Origin of the sequence: Nafulsella turpanensis ZLM-10, from assembly GCF_000346615.1 — a bacterium.
Taxonomy (GTDB): domain Bacteria; phylum Bacteroidota; class Bacteroidia; order Cytophagales; family Cyclobacteriaceae; genus Nafulsella; species Nafulsella turpanensis.
Map to the genome: position 1 here is coordinate 25,037 of NZ_ANNU01000003.1, position 26,322 is coordinate 51,358.

Genomic DNA, 26,322 nt, shown 5'->3' on the forward strand with positions numbered 1-26,322 from the left:
ACCAAACATTAATTCCTTATAAAATGCAGGTAGTGCTTCGTAAAAGCAAGAGCCCGCGCAGGAGTATGAATTACCGGCAGGTTAGGCTTGTTGGCATTATATTTACGATGAAAAACTTGGATGATTATGAAGCCATCCGACAGTTCGAGTCCAGGTTGAAGAAAGAAGGAAAAGAGGTCGTAGTCCTTTGTTATCTTCCTAAAAATGTTGAAAATTTCGACTTCCATTACGACATTTTCTCAAAAAATGATTTTAACTTTTGGGGAAGCCCTGAAGCAAATAACCTTCAGGAGTTTATTAGTAAGCCATTTGACCTGTTGATTTGCCTCGACCGGGCTCCTAACCTTTACATAGAATACCTGCTTGCCAGGAGCAGAGCAGCTTTAAGGATTGGCCCTTACCTCGACAGGCAGAAAGGCATTTTTGAACTGATGATTAAGGAATCGGCAGAAAAACCTTTAGCTGATTTTATTCAACAGATATACCACTACACCAACGAATTGTGATGATTGAAAAGTTTAAAGGAGTTGGGGTTGCTTTGGTTACCCCTTTTACCGAACAGGGAACTGTAGATGTGGGCGCTTTTAACAGACTGGTAGATTATACTACCCGTGGAGGAGTAGATTACCTGGTTATCCACGGAACGACCGGTGAAGCTGCCACTACTACTGAAAAAGAAAAGGCTGAATTCCTGGAGCTGCTTTTTCAGGCAAATATCAAAAAACTCCCTGTGGTGTATGGTTTAGGCGGAAATAATACCGCGGCGCTTATCAATGAAGTACAACAGCTAAATTTAGAAGGAGTCGATGCCCTTTTATCGGCCGGCCCTGCCTACAGCCTGCCCACACAGGAAGGAATTTTCCAGCATTACACCGCCCTGGCCGACGCATCACCAAAACCGCTTATTCTGTATAATGTACCGGCACGAACCGCCAGGAACATAAGTGCAGAAACCACGCTCCGCCTGGCTGAACATGAAAATATTATTGGTATAAAGGAAGCGTCTAAAGATTTGAATCAATGCATGGAAATTGCCCGCCACCAGTCAGAAAGTTTTCTGCTGATTAGCGGAGATGACATGCTTACCATCCCGATGATTTCCATTGGAGGAGCAGGTGTAATTTCTGTGCTGGCGAATGCGCTTCCGGATATCTTCTGTAAAATGGTGACCAATGCCTTGAATGGAAAGTACGAAGAGGCTCAGCAAGCCCTTTTTAAAGTGCTGGAATTAAACAGCCTGCTTTATTGCGAAGGAAACCCTGTAGGTGTTAAACAGGTGCTGAAAGAGCTCAATATCTGTGAGCCTTATGTCCGCTTACCCTTGGTAAAAGCCAGCAATTCTTTAGGTGCAGATTTAAAGCAGGCACTGCAAAAGCTTTCTTAGCCTGCTTCTGTAAAGCTTTTCTTCTCTTCCAGAAATTCGGTCCGGCTCTGGCTGCTCTAAAAAAGTAGTAGCATGGGCCGGATTTTTGTTTTTGCACCAGCCGACTTACCCTCCTGCTATAAGGCTACTTTGATATACCCGAAGCGTAAGGAGGAGAAATCATGGAAATACCAGAAAAAAAGCGGCAGATGTTATCTGCCGCTTTTCTATTCTAATGAAATTAAGAAACTCGTTCTATTTAATTAGCTTATTTAGAGTCGTTCTTCTTTTCCTGAACTTCAATTCTGATTTCCTGTGCAAGGTTTTTCAGCTCCTGCATACCTTTACGAACGCGTGTACCTGCGGCCTGGTTTTCTTTTTCATAGAATTTCTGGAAGTCGCCTTCCAAAGACATTATTAAGTCTCTGATTTGGTCAAAACGTGTCATACAAGTCTGATTTTGGTTTAATTGATAAAAGTTTTAATGTTATGGTTAGCAATATAATTAAATAGTTGAATAAATAACAAGGATAAAAATACTTTTAAGCATCAAAACCTGCCATTTGAGCAGCATATTCATGATTTTGGTATTCTCCGCTATCTAATTTGCGCTTAATTTCAGTAAATGCAGTAATGGTTTCTTCCACATCAGCCAGTGTGTGAGAGGCAGTTGGGATTAAACGCAGCATAATTACATCTTTTGGCACTACCGGGTAAATAACTACTGAACAGAAGATGTTAAAGTTTTCTCTTAAGTCTTTATTCAGGATGGTTGCTTCACTCAGGGCTCCTTTTAGGAACACCGGAGTAACCGGCGATTCGGTGGTGCCAATATTAAAGCCTTTCTCTTTTAAGCCGCTCTGCAGGGTATTTACAATTTTCCAGAGATTTTCTTTATGCTCCGGCTCTTCGCGCAGCATTTGCAGACGTTTACGGCCACCTTCCACATATATCATTGGCAGCGACTTGGCAAAAATCTGAGAGCGCATATTATACTTCAGGTAATCAATAATACCTCTATCGCCGGCAACAAATGCTCCTATACCAGCCATGGATTTGGCAAAAGTGGAAAAATAAAGGTCAACTTCGTCCTGAACCCCCAGCTCTTCGCCTGCTCCTGCTCCTGTTTTACCCATGGTACCAAAACCATGTGCATCGTCTATCAGGAGACGGAAGTTAAATTTCTTTTTAAGGGCAACAATCTCGCGGAGTTTACCCATGTTCCCTGACATACCGAACACCCCTTCAGTAATAACCAGTATACCTCCTCCGGTTTCGCTCACGATGCGTTCAGCACGCTTCAATTGCTTTTCCAGGTTGTCGATATCGTTATGAGGAAAAACAAAGCGTTTGCCCATGTGCAGACGAACACCGTCTACAATACAGGCATGTGATTCGCCGTCATACACAATAACATCTTTACGGTCTACCAGAGCCTCTATAATAGAAAGAATCCCCTGGTAACCGAAGTTAAGTAAATAGGCTGACTCTTTTTTTACAAAGCTGGCCAGCTCCTGTTCAAACTGTAAGTGGAAGTCGGTGTTGCCTGACATCATTCTGGCCCCCATCGGGTAGGCAGCGCCCCAGCGTTCTGCTGCATCTGCATCTGCCTTCCGTACATCCGGATGGTTCGCCAGCCCCAGATAATTATTCAAACTCCAGGTAAGAACTTCCTTACCTCTCCAAAGCATTCTTGGAGCAATCTCACCCTCTAATTTCGGGAACATGAAGTAACCTTCATCCACCTCTGAGTGCCGGCCTAAAGGCCCTCTGTCCTGCAATAATTTTTCAAATAGATCCACAACTAATATTCTTTAAGTTGTACAATTTTCCTGCGTTTTCGCATTTTAACAACCAAAATTAGAATTAATTCCCAACTGTTCAAAAATCAGCTATAAAAATCAGGTGAAGAGTTCAATATTTAAGTAATATTTTATAGCATTGTACAACTTTTTACGATTCTTTCACCTTTCATATAGCCATTATGCCGGAAATAAAGAAATTATTAGTTGCCAATCGAGGCGAAATCGCACTCAGGGTCATCCGCTCGGCCAAAGAATTAGGTATAAAAACAGTAGCAGTATACAGTGAAGCCGATCGCAATGCGCTCCATGTTCGGCAGGCCGATGAGGCCGTACTTTTAGGCCCTCCTCCTTCCTCGGAATCCTACCTGCTGGGCAATAAAATTATTTCCGTTTGCAAAGAACTAGGCGTAGATGCCATTCACCCGGGTTATGGTTTTCTTTCCGAAAACGCAGCATTCGCACAAAAGGTTACTGAGGCTGGTTTGATTTTCGTTGGCCCTTCGCCCGAAGCCATCGATATTATGGGCAGCAAACTGGCCGCAAAAGCGGCCGTAGCAAAGTACAATATTCCACTGGTTCCTGGTACCGAAACTGCCATAACCGATGTAGCTGCTGCCAAAGAAAGGGCAGCTGAAATAGGCTATCCTATTCTGATTAAAGCAAGTGCCGGCGGTGGTGGTAAAGGGATGCGAATTGTTGAAGAGCCAAGCGATTTTGAAGACCAGATGCAGCGGGCGGTTAGCGAAGCCCAATCGGCTTTTGGCGACGGTGCTGTATTTATCGAGAAGTTTATTACCTCTCCCCGCCACATCGAAATTCAGGTACTGGGCGACCAGCATGGTAATATTGTTCACCTTTTCGAGCGGGAATGTTCTGTGCAGCGCCGCCACCAGAAGGTAATTGAGGAAGCGCCTTCGGCAGTGCTTACGCCGGAAATTCGCGAAGCCATGGGCAAATCGGCTGTAATGGTGGCTAAGGCCTGTAATTATTATGGTGCAGGTACGGTGGAATTTATAGTGGATGAGCAGCTCAATTATTACTTCCTCGAAATGAATACCCGCTTACAGGTAGAGCACCCGGTAACCGAACAAATTACAGGCGTCGACCTGGTAAAGGAGCAAATTGCAGTAGCCGAAGGGAAGCCTCTTCGCTTTAAGCAGAACGAGCTTCGCATACAGGGGCATGCCATAGAGGTTCGGGTGTATGCCGAAGATCCTGCCAATAACTTTTTGCCGGATATTGGAAAGCTCCAGACTTACCAGCGGCCTCAGGGACCTGGCATACGCGTAGATGACGGCTTTGAGCAGGGAATGGACATTCCAATTTATTACGATCCGATGATTGCCAAGCTGGTTACGTATGGCGATACCAGGGAGGAAGCCCGCCTCCGTATGATTCGAGCCATTGAGGAGTACCAGATTACCGGAATAGAAACTACTCTTCCTTTTTGCCGTTTAGTGATGGAGCACCCCGCTTTTATCAGCGGGCAATTCGACACAAAATTCATTGAAAAGCATTTTAAGCCCGAGGATTTACAGACGGTTCCGAATGAAGAGAGCCAGCAAATTGCAGCCGTTTTCGCTACCTTTTTGCAGGAAAAGAATCAGCAGCAGCAAAAAGTAAATGAAGTGGTAAGTCCATCCGGTAAAAATGGGTCGGCCTGGAAAAACCGTGCCCGCTAAAAGAATAGACTTTTAACACCCATACAGCTGCAGCCCCTCACGGGTTGCAGCTGTTTATTGTATTTTTTATTCAAAACAATGGCAGAAATTCTTCCTCTCCGTGCCTGGCGGTACAATCCTCAACAGTTCCCCTCTATTGTTGAGCTTAGCTCTCCCCTTTTCGATGTGGTGTCGGAAAAGCAGCGGCGTATGTTATATAAAAATCCTTTTAACAGCATCCATATATCTGTACCGGAAGGTAAGGAACCGGCTGAACATGCTGCCCGCCTGCTCGAGGACTGGAAGCAAAAAGGAGTCATTCTGCAGGACAAGCTCCCTGCCATTTATGTCTACTACCAGTACTTTACCTTTTCTGGTTCCAATAAAGAGTATTGCAGAAAGGGCTTTATCTGTAACATAAAAGCTTATGAATGGAGCGACAGAGTTATCCTCCGTCACGAAAATACCATTCCACGATCTGTAGACGACCGGCTTGAACTGCTGGACAAAACCCAGCTGAACGTTAGCCCCACCCATGGGCTCTACACCGATCCACATTTTGAGCTGGAACAGTATATGGATGAAAGTATGCTGAACCCTATCTACGAATCGGAAGACTACCAGGGCGTCCGGGATGTGCTCAGCGCTATTCATGACGCTAAAGTGATTCGGCGGTTCCTGGAAGTGTTAAAGGACAAACAGGTTATTCTGGCCGATGGCCACCACCGTTACGAAGGCTCTCTCCGCTATCGCCTGCGCCGTATGGAAGAAAATAGGGAACATAACGGCCGGGAAAGCTACAATTACCACATGATGTACCTGACCAATACCGAGTCAGATGACATCCGGATTCTTCCAACCCACCGTCTAGTATCGGGTTTAAAGGAATTTGATGAAGAAAGCCTTCTCAAAAAGCTGGAGGCCTATTTCATTATTAAGCAACTGGACAACCCATACGATGTAAACACCATTATTCTGGGCAAGCAATGGGCTTTTGGGTTACTTCTGAAAGATAATACCTACAAAATTCGCCTGAAACCCGAAGTTTATGAACAGCTCAGCTGGAAAATGCCTGAAGAGGTAAAACAGCTTGATTTAACGGTTCTTCATTTTTTTGTAATGGAAAAAGTTTTGGGGATAAAAGGCAAAGACCAGAGCAGCTCAGAAAATATCACCTTCGAACGCAATTTTGCCAACTGCCTGGCAAAAGTTTTAAAAGATGAAGCCCAGTTTGCACTGATTATTAAGGATATTTCCATGGATGACGTTAAACGGGTATGTTACAGCGGCTTTACCATGCCGCAAAAATCAACTTATTTTTACCCAAAAGTTATCTGCGGCTACCTTTTCAGCTCAATTAAGGAAGATGAATTTGCTATACCCCCTCATTTTAGGTTCTAAGTCGCCGCGCCGGCAGGAGTTGCTTCGGCAGGCTGGTTTTTCCTTTATGGTGGAAAGCATGGATACTGATGAAAGCTATCCGGCTGACCTGCCTGCTGATGCTGTGGCAGCTTACCTGGCGCAAAAAAAGGCGGAAGCCTTTGCTCCCAAACCCGGCCAACTCCTCTTAACTGCCGATACTACCGTTATTGTGGATGAATATATTTTGGGGAAACCTGCAGACGAAAAAGAGGCGGTGCAAATGCTCCGGCAGCTTTCCGGCCGCAGCCACAGAGTGGTGAGCGGAATTTGCCTGCGGCACCCGGAAGGATCCATTACTGCAGATGATTGTACAGAAGTCTTTTTCCGCCAGCTAAAAGAAGAAGAAATTACTTTTTATATTCGCCACTTTAAGCCTTTCGATAAAGCAGGAGCGTATGGAATACAGGAGTGGATTGGCATGATTGGAATTGAAAGAATTCATGGCTCTTACTATACGGTGATGGGGCTCCCTCTTCACAGGGTTTATAAAGAACTGGAGGCTTTCTTCAATCCATCATAAACAAAAAGAGAGGCTGCCATGGACTGACAGCCTCTCTTTTTGCTCTCTAATTTAGGTTTAATCCTCAATTTCTTTCTCCTCTTCTAATTCCAAAGGTTTTATCAAATCCCCTTCTTCCAGCCGTTTACTCACCACCAGGTATGGTCCGGCCACTACTTCCTGTCCCTGCTCGAGGCCTTCAATGATTTCTATGAATTCATAATCGCTGATGCCCGTTTTTACATTTACCATATTGGCCACTCCATCTTTATACACAAAAACGACTTCTTCAATTTCATCTTCCACATCCGGCAACCGTTTAGGGTCTTCAGTTTCCATATCAGCACCTCCCATACGTTTTGCATCTCCTTCATCTTCCAATTCAATACTTCTCGTCGTTACCGCAGCTAATGGAACAGACAAAACATTCTCTTTTTTATTGGTTATTATTTCCACACTGGCAGTCATACCAGGGCGAAAAGGAATCTTCATCCCTTCCTCTTCTATCAAATCCTGGAAGGAGCTATTCAGGATCCTGACTTTCACCTCAAACTCTGTTACCGCCTCGGGAGAAACCTTTGCATTTGCCGTATTGGCAATGGCTGTTACCACTCCTTTAAACTGACGGTCCATATGAGCATAGCTGTCTACATCTATAATGGCTGTATCGCCAAGGCTTACCCGAATAATATCGTTTTCATTTACATCTACCTGTACTTCCATCCGGTTGAGGTCGGCGATGCGCATCATTTCAGTACCAGCCATTTGAGAGGTACCTACCACACGTTCACCTTCTTCAACCGAAAGCTTGGAAATAGTTCCACTCACCGGGGCATGTACTGAGGTAAGGTCCAGGTTTTCCTGGGCTTCTTTAACCGTAGCACCTGCACTCTCCACCATATAGCGTGCGGCTTCTACATTTTGCTGGGCCGCCTGTAACTCTTCCTCTGCTACCCGGTAGGTGGCCCGGGCCTGGTCAAAATCTGCATCAGAAATAACATTTTGCTTGTACAGCTTCTCGCTCCGCTCAAAATCGCTCTTCGCTTTCTCGAACTGCGCCTCGGCCTGTGCAAGCCGGCTACGCGAACTGGAAAGATTAGCCTTTTGCTGGTTGTAATTAGCCTTCACCCGGGCAAGTGCTGACTGGAAATTATCTGGTCGTATTTTAATTAAAAGGTCTCCTCTTACTACAGAGTCTCCTTCCTTTACCAGCAGCTCAATAATTTCGCCAGGTACATCCGGTGTTATCTGGACTTCAGTTTCTGGTTGGATCATCCCCGATGCATTAACTTTTTCTACAATGGTGTGGAGATCTGCCTCTGCCAGCTCTACTTCAATTTGTTCCGGCTGGCCAATTATCCCAGCCGATTTAGCCGCTACAGCAGCAATTACCAGTACAGCTACAACAGCCAGTAGGATATAAAGTAAGCGGTTTGATTTTTTTCTTTTTGCCATAATTATTCGAATGAGAACGGTTCGTTGAGGTAAAAGTCCAGTAGTTCTGTTTTAAAAATATAATCGTACTTGGCACGGATTAAATTAGAGAGGGCCACATCTAGATTAGTTTTGGCAACATTATAATCTACCGCATTGGAAGCGCCAAGGTTAAAGCGCTGTTCTGCACTTCGGAATGCTTCTTCAAGAGACCTTACCTGATTTTGGATGGAACGAAAGGTTAAAGCCGCTGCTTTTACATCCTGAACGGCTAGTTCGATAGTTTCCCTTAGATCCTGCCGGGCTAGCCTTGCCTGCAACTGTGCCCGATCCTGTGCTATCCGTGCCTGACTTATGGAGGCCTGTGTACGGAGGCCGTTAAAGATAGGAATGTTCAGGCTTATAGTAAAAGAGCGACTAAGATTGTATTCAAGTTGCTTAAAATAAGCAAATTCCTGTTTCACCGTGGTTGGGACCATAGTCTTCACATCTTGGCGGATATTATTTTCATCATAATAATAGCCAATTTCGATTTCTTGCATTGGTCCTTCTATAAGGTTTCGAAAGTCGGGAGAATATCGACTGCCTAAACCGGCCTGTGCTGTAATACTGGGGTATAAGTTTCCTTTTGCGGCCCTTAGCCCATATTCGCTGCTGAGTACCCAGGCATCAACGGCATTAATAACCGGTTGTGTTTCTTCGGCCACATCATATATCTCGGCTGCACTCATAGGGTATACCTCTACACCGCTCAGCTCAAGCTCCGGATCTACTATCTCTATCGCTTCGCCCGCAGGAAGTTGCAAAAGTTGTTTTAAGTTCAAAAGGGAGAGCTCTAGGCTATTTAGTGCTTCGGTAACGGCCAGTTCATCGCTGGCGAATTGTGCCTCAACTTCAAAAAGGCTGGCTTGTGGCAGTACTCCCACTTCTACCTGCTTTTGGGTTCGTTCCCGCTGAAGATCTGTTGCCTCGAGGCGTGCCTCTGCACTTTCCAGCAACTCTTTATTGAAAAGAATGCTTGTATAGGCACTGATTATCTGGAGGCTGATATTATTACGCGTGCCTGCCAGTTCAAATTCACTTGCTTCCAGGGAAGCTTTGTTCTGCCTGATCAGATTCTGCTTACTAAAACCGTTAAAAAGGACAACATTACTTCCCAGCGAATAGGACTGGGCGCTTACCGGTTCATTAATAAAGTCGTTGGTTACCGGGTTTATTGAACGACCTACTGAATAGCTGTAATCAGCACCCCCATTGAGGGAAGGAAAAAGATCGGCCTTGGATCTCGTAAGCTCCACTTTTTCAGAAAGCATGTTCAGCTGGCTTAGCTTTACCTGCAGGTTATGCTCACGGGCATACTCAATGCACTCCTCCAGTGTCCATTGGTTCCCGGGTTCGCTTTCATCCTGTGCCAGGCAATCCAATGCAGGCAGGAGGGCAAACATTAGTAAATAGAATCTTTTCATAGAAGAATAGAAATTAGAAATCGATATCAGGGATATATAGAACTTCCTGTACCCAGTCGAGGTGGGAAAGGTACTGCTGAACAATGGGTTGGATTCCTGAATCCATTTCAATGACCAGGCAGGCTAAATCATTTTTGCCCTTACGGGAAACCGACATCGTAGCAATATTACAATTATCGTTTGCCAGTACATTTGAAATAAAAGCGATACTTCCTTTTACATCTTTAGCAGTAATGATGAGCGTATGGTGGGCTGCGCTGAAATTGGCGGTAAAGCCATTAAGCTTAGGAATACGGATAACACCCCCACCAAGGCTTTCTCCGATAACTTCTACTTTCCGTTCCCCTGCTGTCAACTCCAGCTTAACGGTATTAGGGTGAAAAACAGATGCATTTCCTACGGAGCGAAAGTTATACTTCAGACCTTCCTCTTTAGCAATATCGAGTGCCTGCTTAATCCTTACATCATCGGTCTTAAAGTCAAGCAATCCGGCCAGTATGGCACGGTTACTACCATGCCCCTCGTAGGTGCGGGCAAAAGAATTATAAAAAGTAATCTGTGCTTCATCGGGCTGCTTCCCCAACACACGACGGGCCACTCTTCCTATTCGTACAACACCAGCGGTATGAGAACTGCTGGGCCCAATCATTACAGGACCTATCATATCGAATACACTACTTCTTTCGGACATTTCTTTAAATTTACTGGTTCAATACTAAACAAATATGGGAAAAGATTACAGGAATTATTTATAAATGGTTAAATAGTTACATGGAAGTACTTTTTAACGGAAAGCTCTATAATGAGCAGGAAATAAGACTACAGAAAGACAACAGAGCATTTTGCTATGGTGATGGTATTTTTGAAACCATGGTTACCCATCGCGGAAGCTCTCCTCTACTCTCGCTGCATTACGAAAGGCTCCGGAAGGGGGCCCTGGTACTACACCTGCACCTTCCGTTTTCTCTACAGGAACTGGAAGCTTACATTTGGCAACTCTCCACACAGTTTCCAGACCCTGTTCTCCGTATGCGCCTGCAAATTTGGAGAAAGCCGGGAGGATTATACACACCGCAACAGGAAAAAACGGATTTTTTAATGACCGCTTCCCCTTTTAAAAAACCTGAAAAACGAAAAGAAAAGGCCGCCTTTGCAACAGGTATCTCTCTTTCTTATTCTCCCTTTTCTTCCTTAAAGACGATGAATGCTCTCCCCTATGTGCTGGCAGGGATTGAAAAGCAGCAAAAAGGGCTGGCGGAGATTATCCTTACCAATGAAAAAGACCAGGTTGCCGAGGCCGGGGCGGCTAATTTATTCTGGCTAAAAGACGGGAACTGGTATACTCCACACCTCCGGAGTGGCTGTATTGCCGGCGTTATGCGGGCTCACCTGATCAAACGCCTGAAAGCGCAAAAACAGGAAGTAAAAGAGGTTCTTCTCCCAAAAGAAAAGCTCAGGGAAGCCGATGCTCTATTTGGCTGCAATGTTACCGGAATATTCAGCATAATTGAGCTTGAGGGGCATGTATTCGAAGACCAGTGGGAGAATTTAGCAGAACAGCTACAGTTCGCTTTTCTGTAGGAAAGTCCTGCTCTGCTCCAGAACGGAAGTTAAACGGCAATAGGTGCCTTAATGCCCGGATGGTACTGATAATCCACAATTTCAAAATCTTCGAACTGATAATCGAAAATAGAATGGGGTCTTCTTTTAATCTTTAGCCTGGGCAAAGGGTAAGGCTCTCGGCTTAACTGAAGCTTTGCCTGCTCCAGGTGGTTCAGGTACAAATGCACATCTCCTCCGGTCCAGACGAAATCGCCTGCCTCCAGTTCGCATTGCTGCGCAATCATATGTACCAGCAGCGCATAGGAGGCAATGTTGAATGGAAGGCCCAGAAAGGTATCGCAGGAACGCTGATAAAGCTGGCAGGAGAGCTTACCGTCGGCAACATAGAACTGGAAAAAGGCATGGCAGGGAGGCAGCGCCATTTTAGGGAGGTCGCCTACATTCCAGGCGCTTACAATAAGCCTGCGGGAGTCGGGGGTGTTTTTAATCTGGTCGATTACGGTTTTAATCTGGTCGATGGTATTCCCGTCCCTGTCGGTCCAGCTTCGCCACTGGGCACCATAAATTGGCCCCAGCTCACCATTTTCATCTGCCCATTCATCCCAGATGGTTACGCCCTTCTCATTTAAGTATTTAATATTCGTATCGCCATTCAGGAACCACAGCAGTTCATGGATAATGGATTTCAGGTGAAGCCTCTTGGTGGTTACCAGCGGAAAGCCTTTAGAAAGGTCAAACCTGAGCTGTCTGCCAAACACAGAAAGTGTACCGGTGCCGGTCCTGTCTTCCTTTTTTACCCCATTCTCCAATATATCCCTGAGTAATTCCTGGTACTGCGTCATTCGTTTTAATTTAAAAAGTATTTACTGTTTGCCTGCTTAACAGGAGTTAACAGAAGTTTGTCTACACAGGCTTTGGGCTACCGCTCCCATTCAAATATAGTAAGAACTTCCCCGTTTTTACAAGTCGCTTCCAATGGAATTTAACGGCCACCATCGTTTCCGCCCATCCGCAATTTATCTTCACTGACTTAAGCCCTTTAAACCGGCAGGTTTGCAGCTGTAAACCTCTTTACTGCCTTACCGTTATAATTAAGGTTATAACTCCATTTGCTGATGAAACCGATCTTCCACACTTTTCTCTTTATACTGCTGTTCCTATTAAGCGTCCCCTCCTTGGCTCAGTACAGGCCACAGGAGGAGCTGGGAGAATTATTTACCGACGTTCAGGAAGGAGCTGTTTTCACCGACTCCAAGACCTTTGTCGATGCCATCCCGCGTTATCCTGTAAAAGAAATTTTAAAGAAATACAGAGAAAGGCAGGACGATAGCAATTTTGATTTGGCTGCTTTTGTAAATGAAAACTTTATTATTCCTTCCCAACCTTCGCTAAACGAAAGTGACACTTTTCCTCCAATTGTTGAGCACATTGAGGAGCTATGGGGCGAGCTGGTGAGAGTCGATACTCCTTCTGCAGGTTCCCTTATCGAATTGCCCCATCCGTATATTGTACCAGGTGGCCGCTTTAATGAAATGTATTACTGGGACAGCTATTTTACGATGCTGGGTCTCCAGGTATCCGGCAGAAACACCCTTATCCGACAGATGGTTGAGAACTTTGCCTGGCTTATTAAGGAATATGGTTTTATTCCTAATGGCACCCGTACCTATTACCTTTCCCGTTCCCAACCTCCCTTCTTTTCCCTGATGGTAGGCTTACTGGCAGAAGTGGAGGGTGACAGTGTTTATACGGAATTCCTCCCCCACCTACTACAGGAGTACCGCTTTTGGATGGAAGGCACCCATGAGCTCGGGCCGCAGCAAAAAGCCTTTAAAAGAGTGGTATTGTTAGAGAATGGCAGTGTTTTAAACCGCTACTGGGATAATAAAGATATTCCCCGGCCTGAAGCTTACAAGGAGGATGTTGCGACTGCCGAACTGGCAAATCAACAACCATCTCTCACCTATCGCAACCTGAGGGCAGCCGCTGAATCTGGCTGGGACTTTAGCTCGCGCTGGCTCGGAAATGGCCTTACCCTCTCCTCTATCCAGACAACAGATATTATACCCGTTGACCTCAACAGCCTGCTTTACCAGCTGGAGCTCACTATTGCCAAAGCTTATGCTCTGCAGGAAAATGATGAAAAAAGCAAGGAGTTTGTTGTCTATGCCGTCAATAGAAAAAATGCTTTACTGGAATACTGCTGGAGCCCCGAAGCTGATTTTTTTATGGACTATAATTTTACAAGCAGGCAGCCGACAGGGGTATATTCTCTGGCTGGAATGTACCCACTCTTTTTTGAGCTTGCGCAGGAGCAGCAGGCCATGAAAGTAGCCGGGATAATTGAAGAGTACTTCCTGTACCCGGGAGGCTTACCCAGCACTTTAACACTTACCGGACAACAATGGGATGCTCCTAACGGCTGGGCTCCCCTACAATGGATTAGCTATGTAGGCCTCCTGAATTATGGGTATACTGATTTGGCCGAAACAATAAAGGAAAGATGGCTGGAAACAGTGGAGAATGAATACCAGGAATCAGGAAAGCTGCTGGAAAAATACAATGTAATTTATCCTGAAGTAGCCGGTGGCGGCGGAGAGTATCCTACACAAGATGGTTTTGGCTGGACAAACGGCGTTTATCTCCAGATGGTAAAGGACCAGCCATAAGGCTACCGTACAGCAAATTCAAACCTAGAAGCCAGTATTCCAGCAAGACCGGTTAAGCTGAAGCTGCTTTTTCAACCAGCAATCTTCCTTTTTGCTTCATGGGGAAGTAGACATAGAAAACGGTACCTTCTCCTTCTTTACTTTCTACCTCAATTCTTCCACCGTGGTTTTCGATAATCCTTTTCACCATGTATAAGCCTACCCCTGTGCCCTCCACCTGAGGATGGAAGCGCTTAAACATGGAGAAGAGCTTACTCAGCTGCCGTTCATTCATACCCAGGCCATTATCAGAGAAGGTTAAAAGGGTGTAATTGCCTTTCAAAGAAGTACTGATGAGAATTTTGGTTTTCCGGTCCTTATTGCAGTACTTCAGGGCATTGCTGAGTAAGTTATAAATTATACTCCGCAGGTTATACCGGGTATAATAAACCTCCGGTACCTGAAAATCAGTTTTAATACTCGCACCACATTCCTCTACCAGATCCAACACATCCTCTTTGGCATCTTCAAGTACCTCTTCAAAAGAAAGAAGTTCTACCTTACTCTCCAGGTCTTTCTGCACGCGGGCAATTTCCAGCAATGCACTAATAGTTCTTTTGAGCCTCGCGACAGAGTGCTCTATCATATCGATGGTTCTCTGCTCTTTTGGACTTATTTTTTCCCTTAACTTCGGGCTGAGCAACTTCACTAAACCCTCCAGGTTGATTACAGGCGCTTTTAAGTCGTGGGAAGCGGTGTATACAAAGTTATCGAGGTCGTTATTTATCTTCCTCAGATTAGAATTGCTCTTCTCCAGCTCTTCCTGGGCTTTCCGCAAATTCGTTAAATCGACCATGGAGCCCAGCATTCTGAAGGGAACACCATACTCGTTAATCATAATATATCCCCGGTTATAAACAAAAGCATACGTACCATCTGACTTAAGAAAGCGATGTTCTGCGGCCCATTGTTTTTCTCCCATGTTTATGGCATTGTTGATACTCCGGATAATCTCCTCCTTCTCCATAGGATGCAACTGGCTAAACCAGGAGTCAATTCCGCCATTGGTTGAGCCTGGCTTATACCCGAACAAATTGTAATAGCCATCATTCCACCAAAGTTCATTATTTACAAGGTTCCAGTCCCACACAGCATCATTGGTAGCCCTCGATACCAGCCTAAGCCGCTCTTCACTTTCCAGTAGTTCTCTGGTCCGCTCTTCTACCCTTAGCTCCAGATTTGCATTTAGCCTGCGTAATTCTTCTTCGGCTTCTTTAATTTCATCGTAGGCTTCCACCAGCTCTTCTTCAGCGGCTTTTTTATCGCTGATATCCACTATAGTCAGGGCAACTCCACTCTCTATTGGAACGGCTATCAACTCTAACCATTTATCTCCCTGACCATTTTGGTACAGCTGCTCAAGATGCAGGGGTTGACCAGTTTCTGTTACTTTAACTATCTTCTTATAGAGCCCTTCTGTTTTAAAACCAGGTAACTCCTTTAAGAGCGATTTCCCCATCAGCTCTTTTCCTTCTTTTCCTAATATCTCCTTTGCAGCCCTATTGATGAGGCTCCATTGGAGGTCCTGCACTTTTCCTTTCTCATCTCTCCGGACGTTAAAGGCCATAATTCCATTAAGAGAACTGTTAAGCACTCCTTCCAGCAGGTTATGAAGGCCTTTTACCTGCGATATATCCACAAAAGTGATGACGACCCCATCGGTGGTTTTATCGTGACGCAGGTAAGGAATTATTTTCATCAGGTATTGCTGCCCGTTTCTGGTTTCAATTTCCTTTAATACCGGCTCGGAAGTTTCAATTACTCTTTTTATTTCATCTGAGAACCCTTCCTCCTTTAAATTATACGAAAGGTGGCTGATGGGCCGGCCAATATCCGACTCAATAAGATTTACCTGGTGCATAGCGGCAGGTGTAAACTTCCGTACACGCATGTTTTTATCCAGGAAAATCTGCCCGATGTCTGTACTGCGGAAGTAGTTGTTAAGGTCGTCGTTGAGTTCTTCCAGCTGGTTAATTTTTTGCTGGTGCTCTGCATTTACCGTATGCAGTTCTTCATTCAGCGACTGCAGTTCTTCATTAGTACTTTGCAACTCTTCATTCGAAGAAATGAGTTCTTCATTGCTGGATTGCATTTCTTCATTAGAAGTTTCAAGCTCCTCAACAGCCGACTGGAGATCTTCCTTGGTTTGTTTAAGCTCGTTTTCGAGCTCAACTAATTTATGGAGGCTTACCTGTTGTGAAAACTGCCCTTCATCTTCAGTTTGAATTTCCTGTTTACCCACTACCTTAAAAAGGACCGCTAAAAACTTTTTCCGGTACTGGTTGGGCGCCAGGTAAGGCTTTACAATAATGGTAATAAAGGAAATGCTTTCTTCATCTAACACCTCTATTCGCTGCGAAACCACTTTTTGGTTACTGCGGCTCGCCTTCCGTAAGGCAAGCATCAATGCCACTGAAAGGTCTTTCGGAACCAGCTTTAACAGGTTCATCTGCAGCCTTTTCTCTGGCATTTGAATAAAGCGTTTGTAATCTCCTACCGCCTGGATGATTTCATATTCTTCATCCACAAACACCAGGGAGTATCCCATTTCTTCGACGAGCATCTCCTGGAAAACATCATTCATTTCGCTTTCCACGGAACGCCTCACCGGCCGAACATCGATATTTTTAGAAACAGGCAGTTTCTCTTTATTGAAAGGTTCCCCTTCAAAGACAAAGTTTCTGCTTTTTTCCTCCACTTTAAAAATGTTCCACTTCTTGTTAATTACTTTCAAAGCATATTTTACCTCATCGCTGCTTTCGCTCGGACCTAAAAATAAATAGCCCCCGGTTTTTAGCGCAAAGTGAAAGGTAGAAAGGATACGCCGCTGGAGTTGCGGCTTCATGTAAATCAGCATATTTCGGCAGCTGACAAGATCCATTTTACTAAAAGGAGGATCTTTAATAACATTATGTTCCGCAAAGATGATCATGCGGCGGATATGCTGATGCACGGCATAGGAATCTCCTTCTTTTACAAAGAACCTTTCCAGCCGTTCAGGGGCAATATCATCCTCAACAGATGCCGGGTATATTCCTTTTGCCGCAAATTCTATCGCCTGGAGGTTCACATCGGTCGCAAATATTTTAACATTTACTTCCTTCTGAAGCTCCTCCATTACCTCGCTGAAGATTATGGCCAGGCTGTATGCTTCCTCCCCTGTACTACAGGCGGCCGTCCAAACTTTAACAGGCTCTTCCGGAGATTTACTCCTGAGGATTTCAGGAATCACTTTTTTCTTCAGCAACTCATAAGCCTCCTGGTCGCGGAAAAACTTGGTTACACCAATTAAAAACTCCCTGGCAAGTAAATGAACCTCATCCGGGTTGTTCTGAAGATAGTGAAGGTATTCCCGCGGGTTATCGATATTTAAAAAAGCAATTCTTTTGGTAAGGCGACGCCCCAGCGTCTGGTCCTTATAGGCCTCAAAATTATGCGCGGTATGCTCTTTTATAAAGGAGAGAATTTCCTGCATATAATCAAACTCACTCCCATCGTTCTCTTTCTTCAGGTAATTTTTGGTCTGCGGGTTTCTTGAGTTTTTAAAAATTTCCTCCGACATTAACTCAGGAGGAAGAATGACATCAGTCAGGCCGGAACTAATCGCACTCTTGGGCATTCCATCGAATTTGGCCGTTACAGGATCCTGTGCAATTACCCAGCCCCCCTGGGCCTTAACTTCCTCAATTCCCCGGGTACCATCGGAGCCGGTGCCGGATAAGATTATGGCAATGGCCTTATCTTTTTTATCGATGGCCAGAGATTCAAAAAAATATCAATGGCATTATTAGGCGTGTGGTTAGATGGCTTATCTGTCAGGCGTAGCTTCCCGTGCCGAATGGTCATATTCTTTCCGCTGGGAATGAGGTAAACCCGGTCCGGCAAAATGGCCATCCCTTCTTCTGCTCTTTCAATTTTCATGGAAGTATGCTTGGCCAGCAACTCATCCATTAAACTTTTATAATTGGGTGACAGGTGCTGTATTACAACAAAAGAATAGCCATTACCATGTACAATATTATCGAAGAGCTCATTAATGGCTTCCAGCCCTCCTGCTGAAGCCCCTATCCCAACAATAAAATGCTCTTTGGTTATATTTTTTCCAGCTAAGGATGATGAGTATTTTTTCTCCTCCTGATGCCCTGGTTGAGAATGATCATGCATACAAAAACAATAGGTTTACCTGACTGTAAATATAAAAAATTAGCGCAATCCTTTTTTAATTCCCGCTCTGCCTAAGAATTTTTTCAAGTATGGCAGTCCTCAGATGCCGGGCGGTTTCAATCATTTCCGGCGACCACCCTTCAGAAGTTTCCCTTACCTCCTCCTTCCATAAACGGAAAGAATTGCGGGGGTGGTATTTCTGCCCGTCATCTTCATAATTAATGGCTTCATTTGGGTTACCACCCCAGTTTACCGAACGCACTACCTCCGGCCGAAAACCCAGCAGATAATACTTTCCGGCCACAATCTGGATAGCAATTAGCCCGCTCGCAATATTTTTGGAGCTGGCGGTTTCCGCTAAATCACGTGGAAGCGAATCGGTATAAAATATTTTTTCCCTTCCATAACGCCCCAGCCAGCGTACAATGGTTTGCACAACTGACTTTTCCGGTACTGTTCCGGCCGTTTCATAAGCGGTACGGGTTATTAAAACAGCTCCCTCTACGCCCAAAAGTTCCAGCAGCAGTGCTGGCCGGGCAAATAGCCCCTCCTCAATGGTGGAATGCACCAGAACCTGTTCTGTTAATTTTAGCTCTACCTGATGAAGGGCTGATTTATAATGGAGACTTTCCTCTTTTTTGCGTGCACTCAGCTGGGAGGAAATAATGCCGGAAATAATTTCGAAAACCGAACGAAGCTCATAGTTTATTTCCCTTGCCTGTCGGTGATGACAGGAAATTAACCCCCAAAGCTTCCCGCCTACCAGAATAGGGGTTGACATGGATGCTCCTACCTTCATATTATTCAGGTACTCCGTATGCACAAGAGGAACCGCCCGTAAAACACAGCTGGCAATATCTGTAAGTCGGTTGGTGAGGGGGTTAACAACCGGAAAAAGCTTAACAGCTTCGGCATTCACATCCGGAATAAGACGGTACGGAGTGGTAGCATATAATTCCCGGGCTTGCTTTGGCACGTCAGAGGCAGGAAAATGAAGCCCCAGATAAGGATCCATCCCTTCTTCCAGGGCTTCACCTACCACCGATCCATTCCATCGTTCATCAAACTGGTAAATCATAACCCGGTCGAAGCCCGACAAGCGCTTTAACTCAGAAGCTGCAAGCTGTTCAATTTTGCGTTTTCCTACAGCCTCCTTTAGTTCTGCCACTACATAAGTAATTTCCTGGTAAATATTAATAAAGGACTCAGATTCCTTTGGGACAGTATGTTCCTCAAGCTCAAGAAGCAGGTAATTATCTTTGTGGTGCACATTCGCAGAAAAATCTTTCTCCAGCTCCCCTTTCTTCCAGAGGAGCCTTAGCGGTATAGGATGCTGAAAGTCCTGTGATTTTAATTTACTGCGGAGCTTTTGAAGCTGCGCTTCCTTTATAAAATCACTAAGTTTTGAATTTACAAGTTCGCTCGCTGCAATGCCTAACCAGTTACTACTGTTTTCGCTTGCCTGCACAATGCGTAGCTCTTCTTTCTGCAACACCAGCAATACCCCCTGGGGTTGTACGAGGTTCAAAAAGTTAAGAGGAATACTTCCACAGAACTCAGAATCGAAATCTTTATGGGTTGGGGAAATGTTTGGGCTAGACTTCACTAATTATCATTTTTTTCAGGTAGCAGCTGTTTTTGAGAAAGAGCCAAATTTAAAGGTAAGAACATTTTATAAGAAATAAACAAATGGAATTCTAAAAAAAGACCTTTCCGGCACATTCAATTCATCACGATTTTTAAAAAAATAAGTTCTGAAGAAGCGGAATATATTTTTCGGACTAAAAAAATTCTGCCGGAAGAATTCCATGGAATTATTCGGCAAAAAGAAAGCCCATTCGTTAACAGCTATTTTGTGCACATAGGCTATCTTTACATACAACAGAATTTCCTCTTTTCTACCCAGCAATTTCCTTCAAACGGCCATTAAAGGACTTCATGTATAAAAAACAGGCAACCTTCTTACTCCTGCTGCTGAGCGTACTAACGCTGCTCTTTTTGTATGGTGGCTCCCGCCTACGCTTCGATTATAATTTCGAGAACTTTTTCCCCACAGGCGATAAAGACCTGGAGTTTTTTCTTGAATACAGAAAGCTTTTCGAAAATGACAATGACTATCTGCTGATAGGCATCCGAAACGAAGAGGGTATATTTGAGGAGGACTTCCTCCAGAAATTAGAAGTAGTAACTCAGCAAATCGATAGCCTCGGCCTAAGTGAGCAGGTGCTCTCCATCACTAACCTGGTGAACCCTGTGGCAGGTCCTTTTGGACTACTACAGCCCAAAGTGGTACAGGTAAATGCTCCGGAAAATTACCATCAGGATAGCCTGGAAATTTATGAGAATGAGCAGCTGGTAGGAACACTGGTGGCAGAAAATATTCCGGCGGTATCCATCCTGGTAAGGCACGAGCAAATGATTAGCAAAAAGGAGGCAGACCTGCTTATGCAGCAGATTAACCAAATTCTTGGACAGTATACTTTTGATGAAGTGCACCTTGCCGGAAAAGCAAAGGCACAGGCGGTATACATCCAAAAAATGCAACAGGAGATGCTGATCTTCGTGTCGGCCTCCATGTTACTGGTGATCCTTTTCCTCGCCATCGCCTACCGATCCTTCTGGGGAGTGTGGGTTCCCCTGCTGGTGGTCTTACTCACCGCCGTCTGGATTGCAGGCTTCATGGGCCTTACCGGCAAAATGCTGGATGTAATGATGGTACTCCTCCCGACCATTATGTTTGTGGTAGGCATGTCGGACGTGGTTCATATTCTTACCAAGTATATTGAGGAGCTGCGGAATGGAAAAAGCAAAGTCGCAGCACTGAGGGTTACCTTTCGCGAAGTAGGACTGGCTAACCTCCTCACCTCCCTTACTACGGCTGTTGGCTTTTTAACCCTGCTAACTGCCAGTATCCCTCCCATCAGAGACTTTGGACTCTATACAGCCATAGGCGTTTTTATGGCTTTTATCCTGGCTTTTACCCTGCTGCCTGCCATTTTGCTGCTGATGAAAAAGCCCAAAGTCGCAGACCGGGAGCGTAACCGCCTGCTATGGACAAATATGCTGAGACGACTCTTTGGATGGGTACTAAACCACCGCGGCCTAATCGTTATTTTAGCAGCTTCTGTTATTTCTATTGCCATTTTCGGCATCAGCCGGTTAGAGATTAACACCTTTTTACTCGAAGATGTGCGGGAAAATGACCCGCTCCGGCAGGACTTCTTCTTTTTCGATGAGCACTTTGGTGGCTCAAAGTCTATTGAAATGGCCATTCTGGTACAGGACAACAGCAAAGGGATTTACAATAAGGCCGTTCTGCAGGAAGTTGGAAAGATGGAAGAACACCTAAGGGAAGAGTTTGGGGTAAGAAATATTGTTTCTCCCTTAACCCTGGCAAAAAGTATTAACAAGGCCCTCAATGGAGGAATGCAGTCCTACTTCAGCCTCCCGGAGGAGGAAGCTGCTTTTAAACGCATCCAGAGAATGGCTGAAGCCATTCCCAAAGAACGACAGCCCATCCCTCTTTCGGCCGATAGTCTGGCTTTAGCCCAAAGCCAGCTTTCTTCCATGAAGGTAGGTGCAGTGGGGAGGATTAGCGGAAAGATGCCGGATATTGGTAGCCGCCTTACAAACCAGAAAGTTCTGAAAATGGAGCAGTTCATAGAGGAAAACATCAATCCTGAGCTGGTGCGATTTCGCTTAACCGGCACTTCTATGCTCATCGACAAAAATGCAAACTACCTGGTGAACAATATGCTTCAGGGGCTAACAATTGCTTTTGTGGTAATTGCTGCCATTGCAGGCCTACTTTTCCGCTCTCTCCGCATGATTATCATTACCCTCATCCCCAACATTATTCCACTGCTGATGGTGGCAGGAATAATGGGCCTAAGCGGTATTTACCTTAAAATGTCTACCTCTATTATTTTCACCATTGCCTTTGGCATAGCAGTAGATGATACCATTCATTTTATCAGCAAGTTCAGGATAGAGCTTGGCAAAGGAAAGAGTGTATTGTATGCTTTAAAAAACACCTTCCTTTATACCGGTAAGGCTATTCTTATTACTACCATTATTCTGGCAGGTGGTTTTCTCACACTTATCCTTTCCAGCTTTGGCGGCACATTTTACACCGGTTTGCTGGTGAGCATGACGCTGATTTTTGCAGTAGTTGCCGACCTCCTTCTCCTCCCTGTCCTGATTATCCTGTTCTTTCCCCGGACCAAGAAAGAAGTTAAAGCAGCGTAAAACCCTAAAGCACGTAACTATTCGGGTGCAAATTCAGTAAAATATGGAAAGAAAATAGCTTATCCCTGTTTATTGAATCTGCTGGATTTGCTGAATTTTTTAAAGATTGAAAGAAAAACTTTTTAAATATTTTTATGTACACTCTAGCGATTATACTATTATTGGTTGTTCCCTTTATAATTTATCTGGTCATTTCTTCTAAAAAGAAGAAGAAAGACATAAAAGAACATGGAGAGCGCACTAATTACCATGAAGGAGAGGCGAAGGATACCCACCATACCCGCTGACTATTCCGGAATGATAAAATTTATATGAATGATTGTAAGGTTTTTTTAAACAAAAATTTCTTATAAAAAAATTTATTAGTAAAATTGTGGCGTAAAGGATAGTGAATCATTTTACGCCCGTTTTATTTTAAATCTCATATTGGGAGTTATGACACCTTCAGCCATTCTTCTTACTATTAGCCTTTCACTCTTTTCTGTTCTGGCCGTTTGCTTTGTTGTTTATTTAATAAACGTGGGCCGAGAAAACAGAAAGGCAGCAGCACCTATTTTAACTCCCACAAAAATTTCGCTTTCCCTGCCCGACTCCTCAATCCCCGTAGCTGAGCCTGCCTATGGTTTGGCAAAGGCAGAATAATTTTATCCTTAATCAACCATCTTTTCTTCAAAACCTCCTTAAGAAGTACCTTTAGTTAAGGCGCCTGATATCCGTAATAGGTGTAAACCTCCTCTACCTGCTTTCTATCCGGTCGGTTAGGCCAGTCGCCAATTTCAATAGAAGGGGCTTGCTCCAGTTTATCTTTAGAGATATTCATCCGGTAGGTTTCATCACCTGCATGATAACGCAAGGCTTCGTAGGGCACAGGAAAATACTTTTCACCAATTCCTAAAAAACCGCCGGAAGCCAGGAGTACATAAGCAATTTCCCCCGTCTGTATATTCAAAACCACATCATGCACTTCTCCCAGTTTATCACCATCGCGGTCTAAAATGCTTCTGTTCTCGAAGTTCTTGAAAGAAAATATAGCCGATTCCATCATTTCAGTAGTAGTTTAGCTTGCATTGTATTAAGAGAAAGCCTGCCAGAAATGTTTGAGAGGGTGCTTTTAATTTTAAAAAAGGGCGAATTCTACTATTTTTGTAAACGCAAAAATCAAACGCACCTATAAACTTTTTCTAATGGCAGATTACGCATACAGGGAGATAGAAAAGAAGTGGCAGCAATTCTGGAAAGATAAGCAAATTTATAAAGTGGAAGCCGACCCCTCCAAACCTAAATTTTATGCGCTCGATATGTTCCCTTACCCCTCCGGTGCGGGCCTTCATGTGGGCCACCCGCTGGGATACATCGCTTCCGATATTGTTTCGCGCTTTAAGCGGCTCCAGGGTTTTAATGTGCTGCATCCCATAGGCTTTGACGCCTTTGGCCTCCCGGCTGAACAATATGCCATACAAACGGGCCAACATCCGGCTCTAACGACAGAAGAAAACATTGCCCGCTATAAAGAGCAGCTCCAGAACATCGGTTTCTCCTACGACTGGAGTCGCGAAATCAGAACCAGCGATCCCTCCTTTTACCGCTGGACACAGTGGATCTTCCAGCAGCTCTTCAACCATTATTATGATGAGGAAGCCGGTAAGGCACTGCCGATAAACCAGCTTATTCAACAATTCGAACAGGAAGGAAACAGCAAGGTAAATGCCAGCTGCGATGAAGAAACCCCTGCCTTTTACGCGGAAGAATGGAAAGCGATGAGTGCAAAGCAGCAGTCAGATATGCTGCTGAACTACAGGCTTACCTACCTGGCCGATGCAGTCGTTAACTGGTGCCCTGCCCTGGGGACTGTACTGGCCAATGATGAAGTAAAAGACGGTGTTTCGGAAAGAGGTGGTTTTCCGGTAGAGCGGAAACGGATGCGGCAGTGGATGATGCGTATTACTGCCTATGCCGACCGGCTGCTGAAAGGACTGGATGAAATTGATTTCCCTGAGCCTGTTAAGGAAATGCAGCGGAACTGGATTGGCAAGTCCATTGGCGCAGAGCTCGATTTTTCCCTAAAAGGACACGATGAAAAGATAAAGATTTTCACCACCCGTATCGATACCATTTTTGGCGCAACCTTTATGGTACTCGCACCGGAGCATGAGCTGGTAGCAAAAATTACTACCCCTGCACAAAAAGAAGAGGTAGAAAACTATGTGGAAGTAGCGGCTAATCGTTCTGAACGGGAACGGATGAGCAATGTAAAAGTGGTTTCCGGGGTATTTACCGGAAGCTATGCCATTAACCCTATTAGTGGCGAGGAAGTACCTGTCTGGATTGCCGATTATGTGCTGGCAGGTTACGGTACAGGCGCTGTAATGGCGGTACCTGCCCACGACTCCCGCGATTGGGCATTTGCCAAACATTTCAACCTCCCCATCCGGCCGGTGCTGGAAGGAAGCGAGGAGACAGAAGAAGCCTTTGATACCAAGAATGGCTATATCATTAATTCTGATTTCCTGAACGGGCTGCATGTTAAAGATGCCATTGCCAAAGCGATACAAGTAGCAGAAGAAAAAGGTGTTGGCCAGGCCAAAGTAAACTTCAGGATGCGCGATGCTGTTTTTAGCCGCCAACGCTACTGGGGTGAACCTGTTCCTGTTTATTTCGATGAGGAAGAAGTGCCCCACCTCCTTCCGGAAGAAGATCTTCCTCTCCTGCTACCTGAAGTAGACCAGTACCTGCCTACAGAAAGTGGCGAGCCTCCTTTAGGGAGGGCTGAAAACTGGAAGTACAAAGGCAAATATTCTTACGAGTTAAGCACCATGCCGGGCTGGGCAGGCTCCAGCTGGTACTTCTACCGCTATATGGATGCCCGGAATGAAGAGGCATTTGCCTCCAAAGAAGCCATTGATTACTGGCAGGATGTCGACCTGTACATTGGTGGCTCGGAGCATGCCACAGGGCACCTGCTCTATAGCCGCTTCTGGAATAAATTCCTCTACGACCTGGGTCTCGTTCCAAAAGATGAGCCATACAAAAAACTAATTAACCAGGGCATGATTCAGGGGCGGAGCAATCTGGTGTACCGCCTGAAAGAAAGCAACACTTTTGTATCGCACAGCCTGAAGGAGCTGTACGATTACAGCACCCTCCATGTAGATGTAAGCCTGGTACAAAACGATATTCTCGATATAGAAGCCTTCCGGCAGTGGAGACCTGATTTTGTCGATGCAGAGTTTATCGTGGAAAAAGAAGGTGCTGCCGAAGGCAAGTATCTTTGTGGTTATGAGGTAGAAAAAATGTCGAAGCGCCTTTATAATGTGGTGAACCCGGACGATGTGATTGAACAATATGGTGCAGATACCCTCCGCCTGTACGAAATGTTCCTTGGCCCGCTGGAGCAGTTTAAACCCTGGAACACCAACGGGATAGACGGGGTATTTAAATTCCTCCGAAAGCTGTGGCGACTCTTTCACGATGAGGCCGGCAACTTTAATGTAACCGATGATACGCCTACCAGGGTCGAGCAGAAAATCATCCATGCCACTATAAAAAAGGCACAGGAAGATATTGAACGCTATTCGTTTAACACTTCCGTGTCCAGCTTCATGATCTGCGTGAATGAGTTAACGGCAGCTAAATGCAATAAGCGGGAGGTGCTGGAAAAACTGGTCCTCATCCTCTCCCCTTATGCACCCCATATTTCCGAAGAGCTCTGGCATTTACTGGGTCACCAGGAGAGCGTGACTAGGGCTGCATACCCTGCTTTTGATGAAAAATACCTGCAGGAGGACAGCCATGAGTACCCTATTTCAATTAATGGAAAAATGAGGGCGAAAATGACCTTTTCACTCGATGTTCCTGCAAAAGAAATCGAACGTGAGGTATTGGCAGCAGAACAGGTTCAGCGATGGACAGAAGGCAAAACACCTAAAAAAGTAATTATTGTACCAAAGAAGATTATCAATATTGTAATCTAAACTTCTTTTGGGTGGAGG

The 26,322-nt window shown here is 44.9% G+C and carries 19 protein-coding genes and 1 pseudogene; 10 read left to right on the top strand and 10 right to left on the bottom strand.

The window, feature by feature from the left end; translation table 11 throughout:
• The first annotated feature begins 23 nt into the window (after window positions 1–23).
• Both F752_RS0101270 and dapA read left to right on the top strand, forming a co-directional pair.
• Entirely contained in the window at window positions 24–506 is a 483-nt protein-coding gene (locus F752_RS0101270; protein ID WP_407635415.1) for a DUF6913 domain-containing protein, read from the top strand.
• Window positions 506–1,384, top strand: coding sequence for a 4-hydroxy-tetrahydrodipicolinate synthase (dapA, locus tag F752_RS0101275; RefSeq protein WP_017729907.1), 879 nt, complete (start codon window positions 506–508; stop codon window positions 1,382–1,384). The genes F752_RS0101270 and dapA overlap by 1 nt, the downstream gene beginning before the upstream one ends.
• Before the next feature lie 247 nt (window positions 1,385–1,631).
• Here dapA and F752_RS0101285 read toward each other — a convergent pair whose 3' ends face one another.
• Together F752_RS0101285 and F752_RS0101290 are read right to left on the bottom strand one after the other, a co-directional pair.
• Entirely contained in the window at window positions 1,632–1,811 is a 180-nt protein-coding gene (locus F752_RS0101285; RefSeq protein ID WP_026135433.1) for a hypothetical protein, read from the bottom strand.
• Window positions 1,812–1,905: 94 nt separating this feature from the next.
• On the bottom strand, window positions 1,906–3,165 hold the full coding sequence (locus F752_RS0101290) for an aminotransferase class I/II-fold pyridoxal phosphate-dependent enzyme (RefSeq protein WP_026135434.1): 1,260 nt from the start codon (window positions 3,163–3,165) through the stop codon (window positions 1,906–1,908).
• 182 nt (window positions 3,166–3,347) lie between these two features.
• On the opposite strand from F752_RS0101290, the gene accC reads away from it, so the two are divergent.
• The 3 genes from accC to F752_RS0101305 all read left to right on the top strand — a co-directional run bounded on the left by accC (window position 3,348) and on the right by F752_RS0101305 (window position 6,771).
• Window positions 3,348–4,850 (top strand): acetyl-CoA carboxylase biotin carboxylase subunit, encoded by a 1,503-nt coding sequence (gene accC / locus F752_RS0101295; protein WP_017729911.1) that lies wholly within the window; start codon window positions 3,348–3,350, stop codon window positions 4,848–4,850.
• Window positions 4,851–4,928: 78 nt separating this feature from the next.
• Window positions 4,929–6,230, top strand: a complete 1,302-nt coding sequence (locus tag F752_RS0101300) for a DUF1015 domain-containing protein (RefSeq protein ID WP_017729912.1) — start codon at window positions 4,929–4,931, stop codon at window positions 6,228–6,230.
• Entirely contained in the window at window positions 6,196–6,771 is a 576-nt protein-coding gene (locus F752_RS0101305; protein WP_017729913.1) for a Maf family nucleotide pyrophosphatase, read from the top strand. The genes F752_RS0101300 and F752_RS0101305 overlap by 35 nt, the downstream gene beginning before the upstream one ends.
• Before the next feature lie 57 nt (window positions 6,772–6,828).
• On the opposite strand, the gene F752_RS0101310 is transcribed toward F752_RS0101305, so the two are convergent.
• Genes F752_RS0101310 through sdaAB form a run of 3 tightly spaced genes read right to left on the bottom strand, consistent with a single transcriptional unit; the run spans window position 6,829 to window position 10,341 of the window.
• Complete coding sequence (locus F752_RS0101310; protein ID WP_017729914.1) at window positions 6,829–8,205, bottom strand: efflux RND transporter periplasmic adaptor subunit; 1,377 nt, start codon at window positions 8,203–8,205, stop codon at window positions 6,829–6,831.
• Window positions 8,206–8,207: 2 nt separating this feature from the next.
• Window positions 8,208–9,650 carry a TolC family protein gene (locus F752_RS0101315; RefSeq protein WP_152424989.1) on the bottom strand — a complete coding sequence of 481 codons (1,443 nt, stop codon included), beginning with the start codon at window positions 9,648–9,650 and terminating at the stop codon, window positions 8,208–8,210.
• Between the two features lie 13 nt (window positions 9,651–9,663).
• On the bottom strand, window positions 9,664–10,341 hold the full coding sequence (sdaAB, locus tag F752_RS0101320; RefSeq protein WP_017729916.1) for an L-serine ammonia-lyase, iron-sulfur-dependent subunit beta: 678 nt from the start codon (window positions 10,339–10,341) through the stop codon (window positions 9,664–9,666).
• Window positions 10,342–10,421: 80 nt separating this feature from the next.
• Between sdaAB and F752_RS23300 the strand changes: the two genes are divergently transcribed.
• Window positions 10,422–11,231, top strand: a complete 810-nt coding sequence (locus F752_RS23300; protein ID WP_017729917.1) for an aminotransferase class IV — start codon at window positions 10,422–10,424, stop codon at window positions 11,229–11,231.
• A gap of 29 nt (window positions 11,232–11,260) precedes the next feature.
• On the opposite strand, the gene thyA is transcribed toward F752_RS23300, so the two are convergent.
• Complete coding sequence (gene thyA / locus F752_RS0101330) at window positions 11,261–12,055, bottom strand: thymidylate synthase (protein WP_017729918.1); 795 nt, start codon at window positions 12,053–12,055, stop codon at window positions 11,261–11,263.
• A gap of 333 nt (window positions 12,056–12,388) precedes the next feature.
• Between thyA and treF the strand changes: the two genes are divergently transcribed.
• Window positions 12,389–13,882, top strand: a complete 1,494-nt coding sequence (treF, locus tag F752_RS0101335) for an alpha,alpha-trehalase TreF (RefSeq protein ID WP_017729919.1) — start codon at window positions 12,389–12,391, stop codon at window positions 13,880–13,882.
• 52 nt (window positions 13,883–13,934) lie between these two features.
• Here the strand turns inward: treF and F752_RS23305 are convergent, their stop codons facing one another.
• The 3 genes and pseudogenes from F752_RS23305 to F752_RS0101350 form a co-directional block, all read right to left on the bottom strand.
• Window positions 13,935–17,540: a CheR family methyltransferase gene (locus F752_RS23305; RefSeq protein ID WP_026135436.1), complete on the bottom strand. Its 3,606-nt coding sequence runs from the start codon at window positions 17,538–17,540 to the stop codon at window positions 13,935–13,937.
• Window positions 17,529–18,085 (bottom strand): annotated as a pseudogene (locus F752_RS25130) (chemotaxis protein CheB); the annotation flags it as partial. The gene F752_RS23305 and the pseudogene F752_RS25130, both read right to left, overlap by 12 nt.
• 55 nt (window positions 18,086–18,140) lie before the next feature.
• Entirely contained in the window at window positions 18,141–19,613 is a 1,473-nt protein-coding gene (locus tag F752_RS0101350) for a GAF domain-containing protein (protein ID WP_236613956.1), read from the bottom strand.
• 410 nt (window positions 19,614–20,023) lie between these two features.
• Between F752_RS0101350 and F752_RS0101360 the strand changes: the two genes are divergently transcribed.
• Window positions 20,024–22,333: an efflux RND transporter permease subunit gene (locus F752_RS0101360; protein WP_017729922.1), complete on the top strand. Its 2,310-nt coding sequence runs from the start codon at window positions 20,024–20,026 to the stop codon at window positions 22,331–22,333.
• A gap of 134 nt (window positions 22,334–22,467) precedes the next feature.
• Window positions 22,468–22,620, top strand: coding sequence for a hypothetical protein (locus F752_RS26170; protein WP_017729923.1), 153 nt, complete (start codon window positions 22,468–22,470; stop codon window positions 22,618–22,620).
• Window positions 22,621–23,030: 410 nt separating this feature from the next.
• Here F752_RS26170 and F752_RS0101375 read toward each other — a convergent pair whose 3' ends face one another.
• The gene (locus tag F752_RS0101375; RefSeq protein WP_017729925.1) at window positions 23,031–23,378 is read right to left on the bottom strand and encodes a PRC-barrel domain-containing protein; all 348 of its coding nucleotides are present in this window, start codon (window positions 23,376–23,378) and stop codon (window positions 23,031–23,033) included.
• Window positions 23,379–23,517: 139 nt separating this feature from the next.
• Between F752_RS0101375 and leuS the strand changes: the two genes are divergently transcribed.
• On the top strand, window positions 23,518–26,304 hold the full coding sequence (leuS, locus tag F752_RS0101380) for a leucine--tRNA ligase (protein WP_017729926.1): 2,787 nt from the start codon (window positions 23,518–23,520) through the stop codon (window positions 26,302–26,304).
• The last annotated feature ends 18 nt before the right edge of the window (window positions 26,305–26,322 follow it).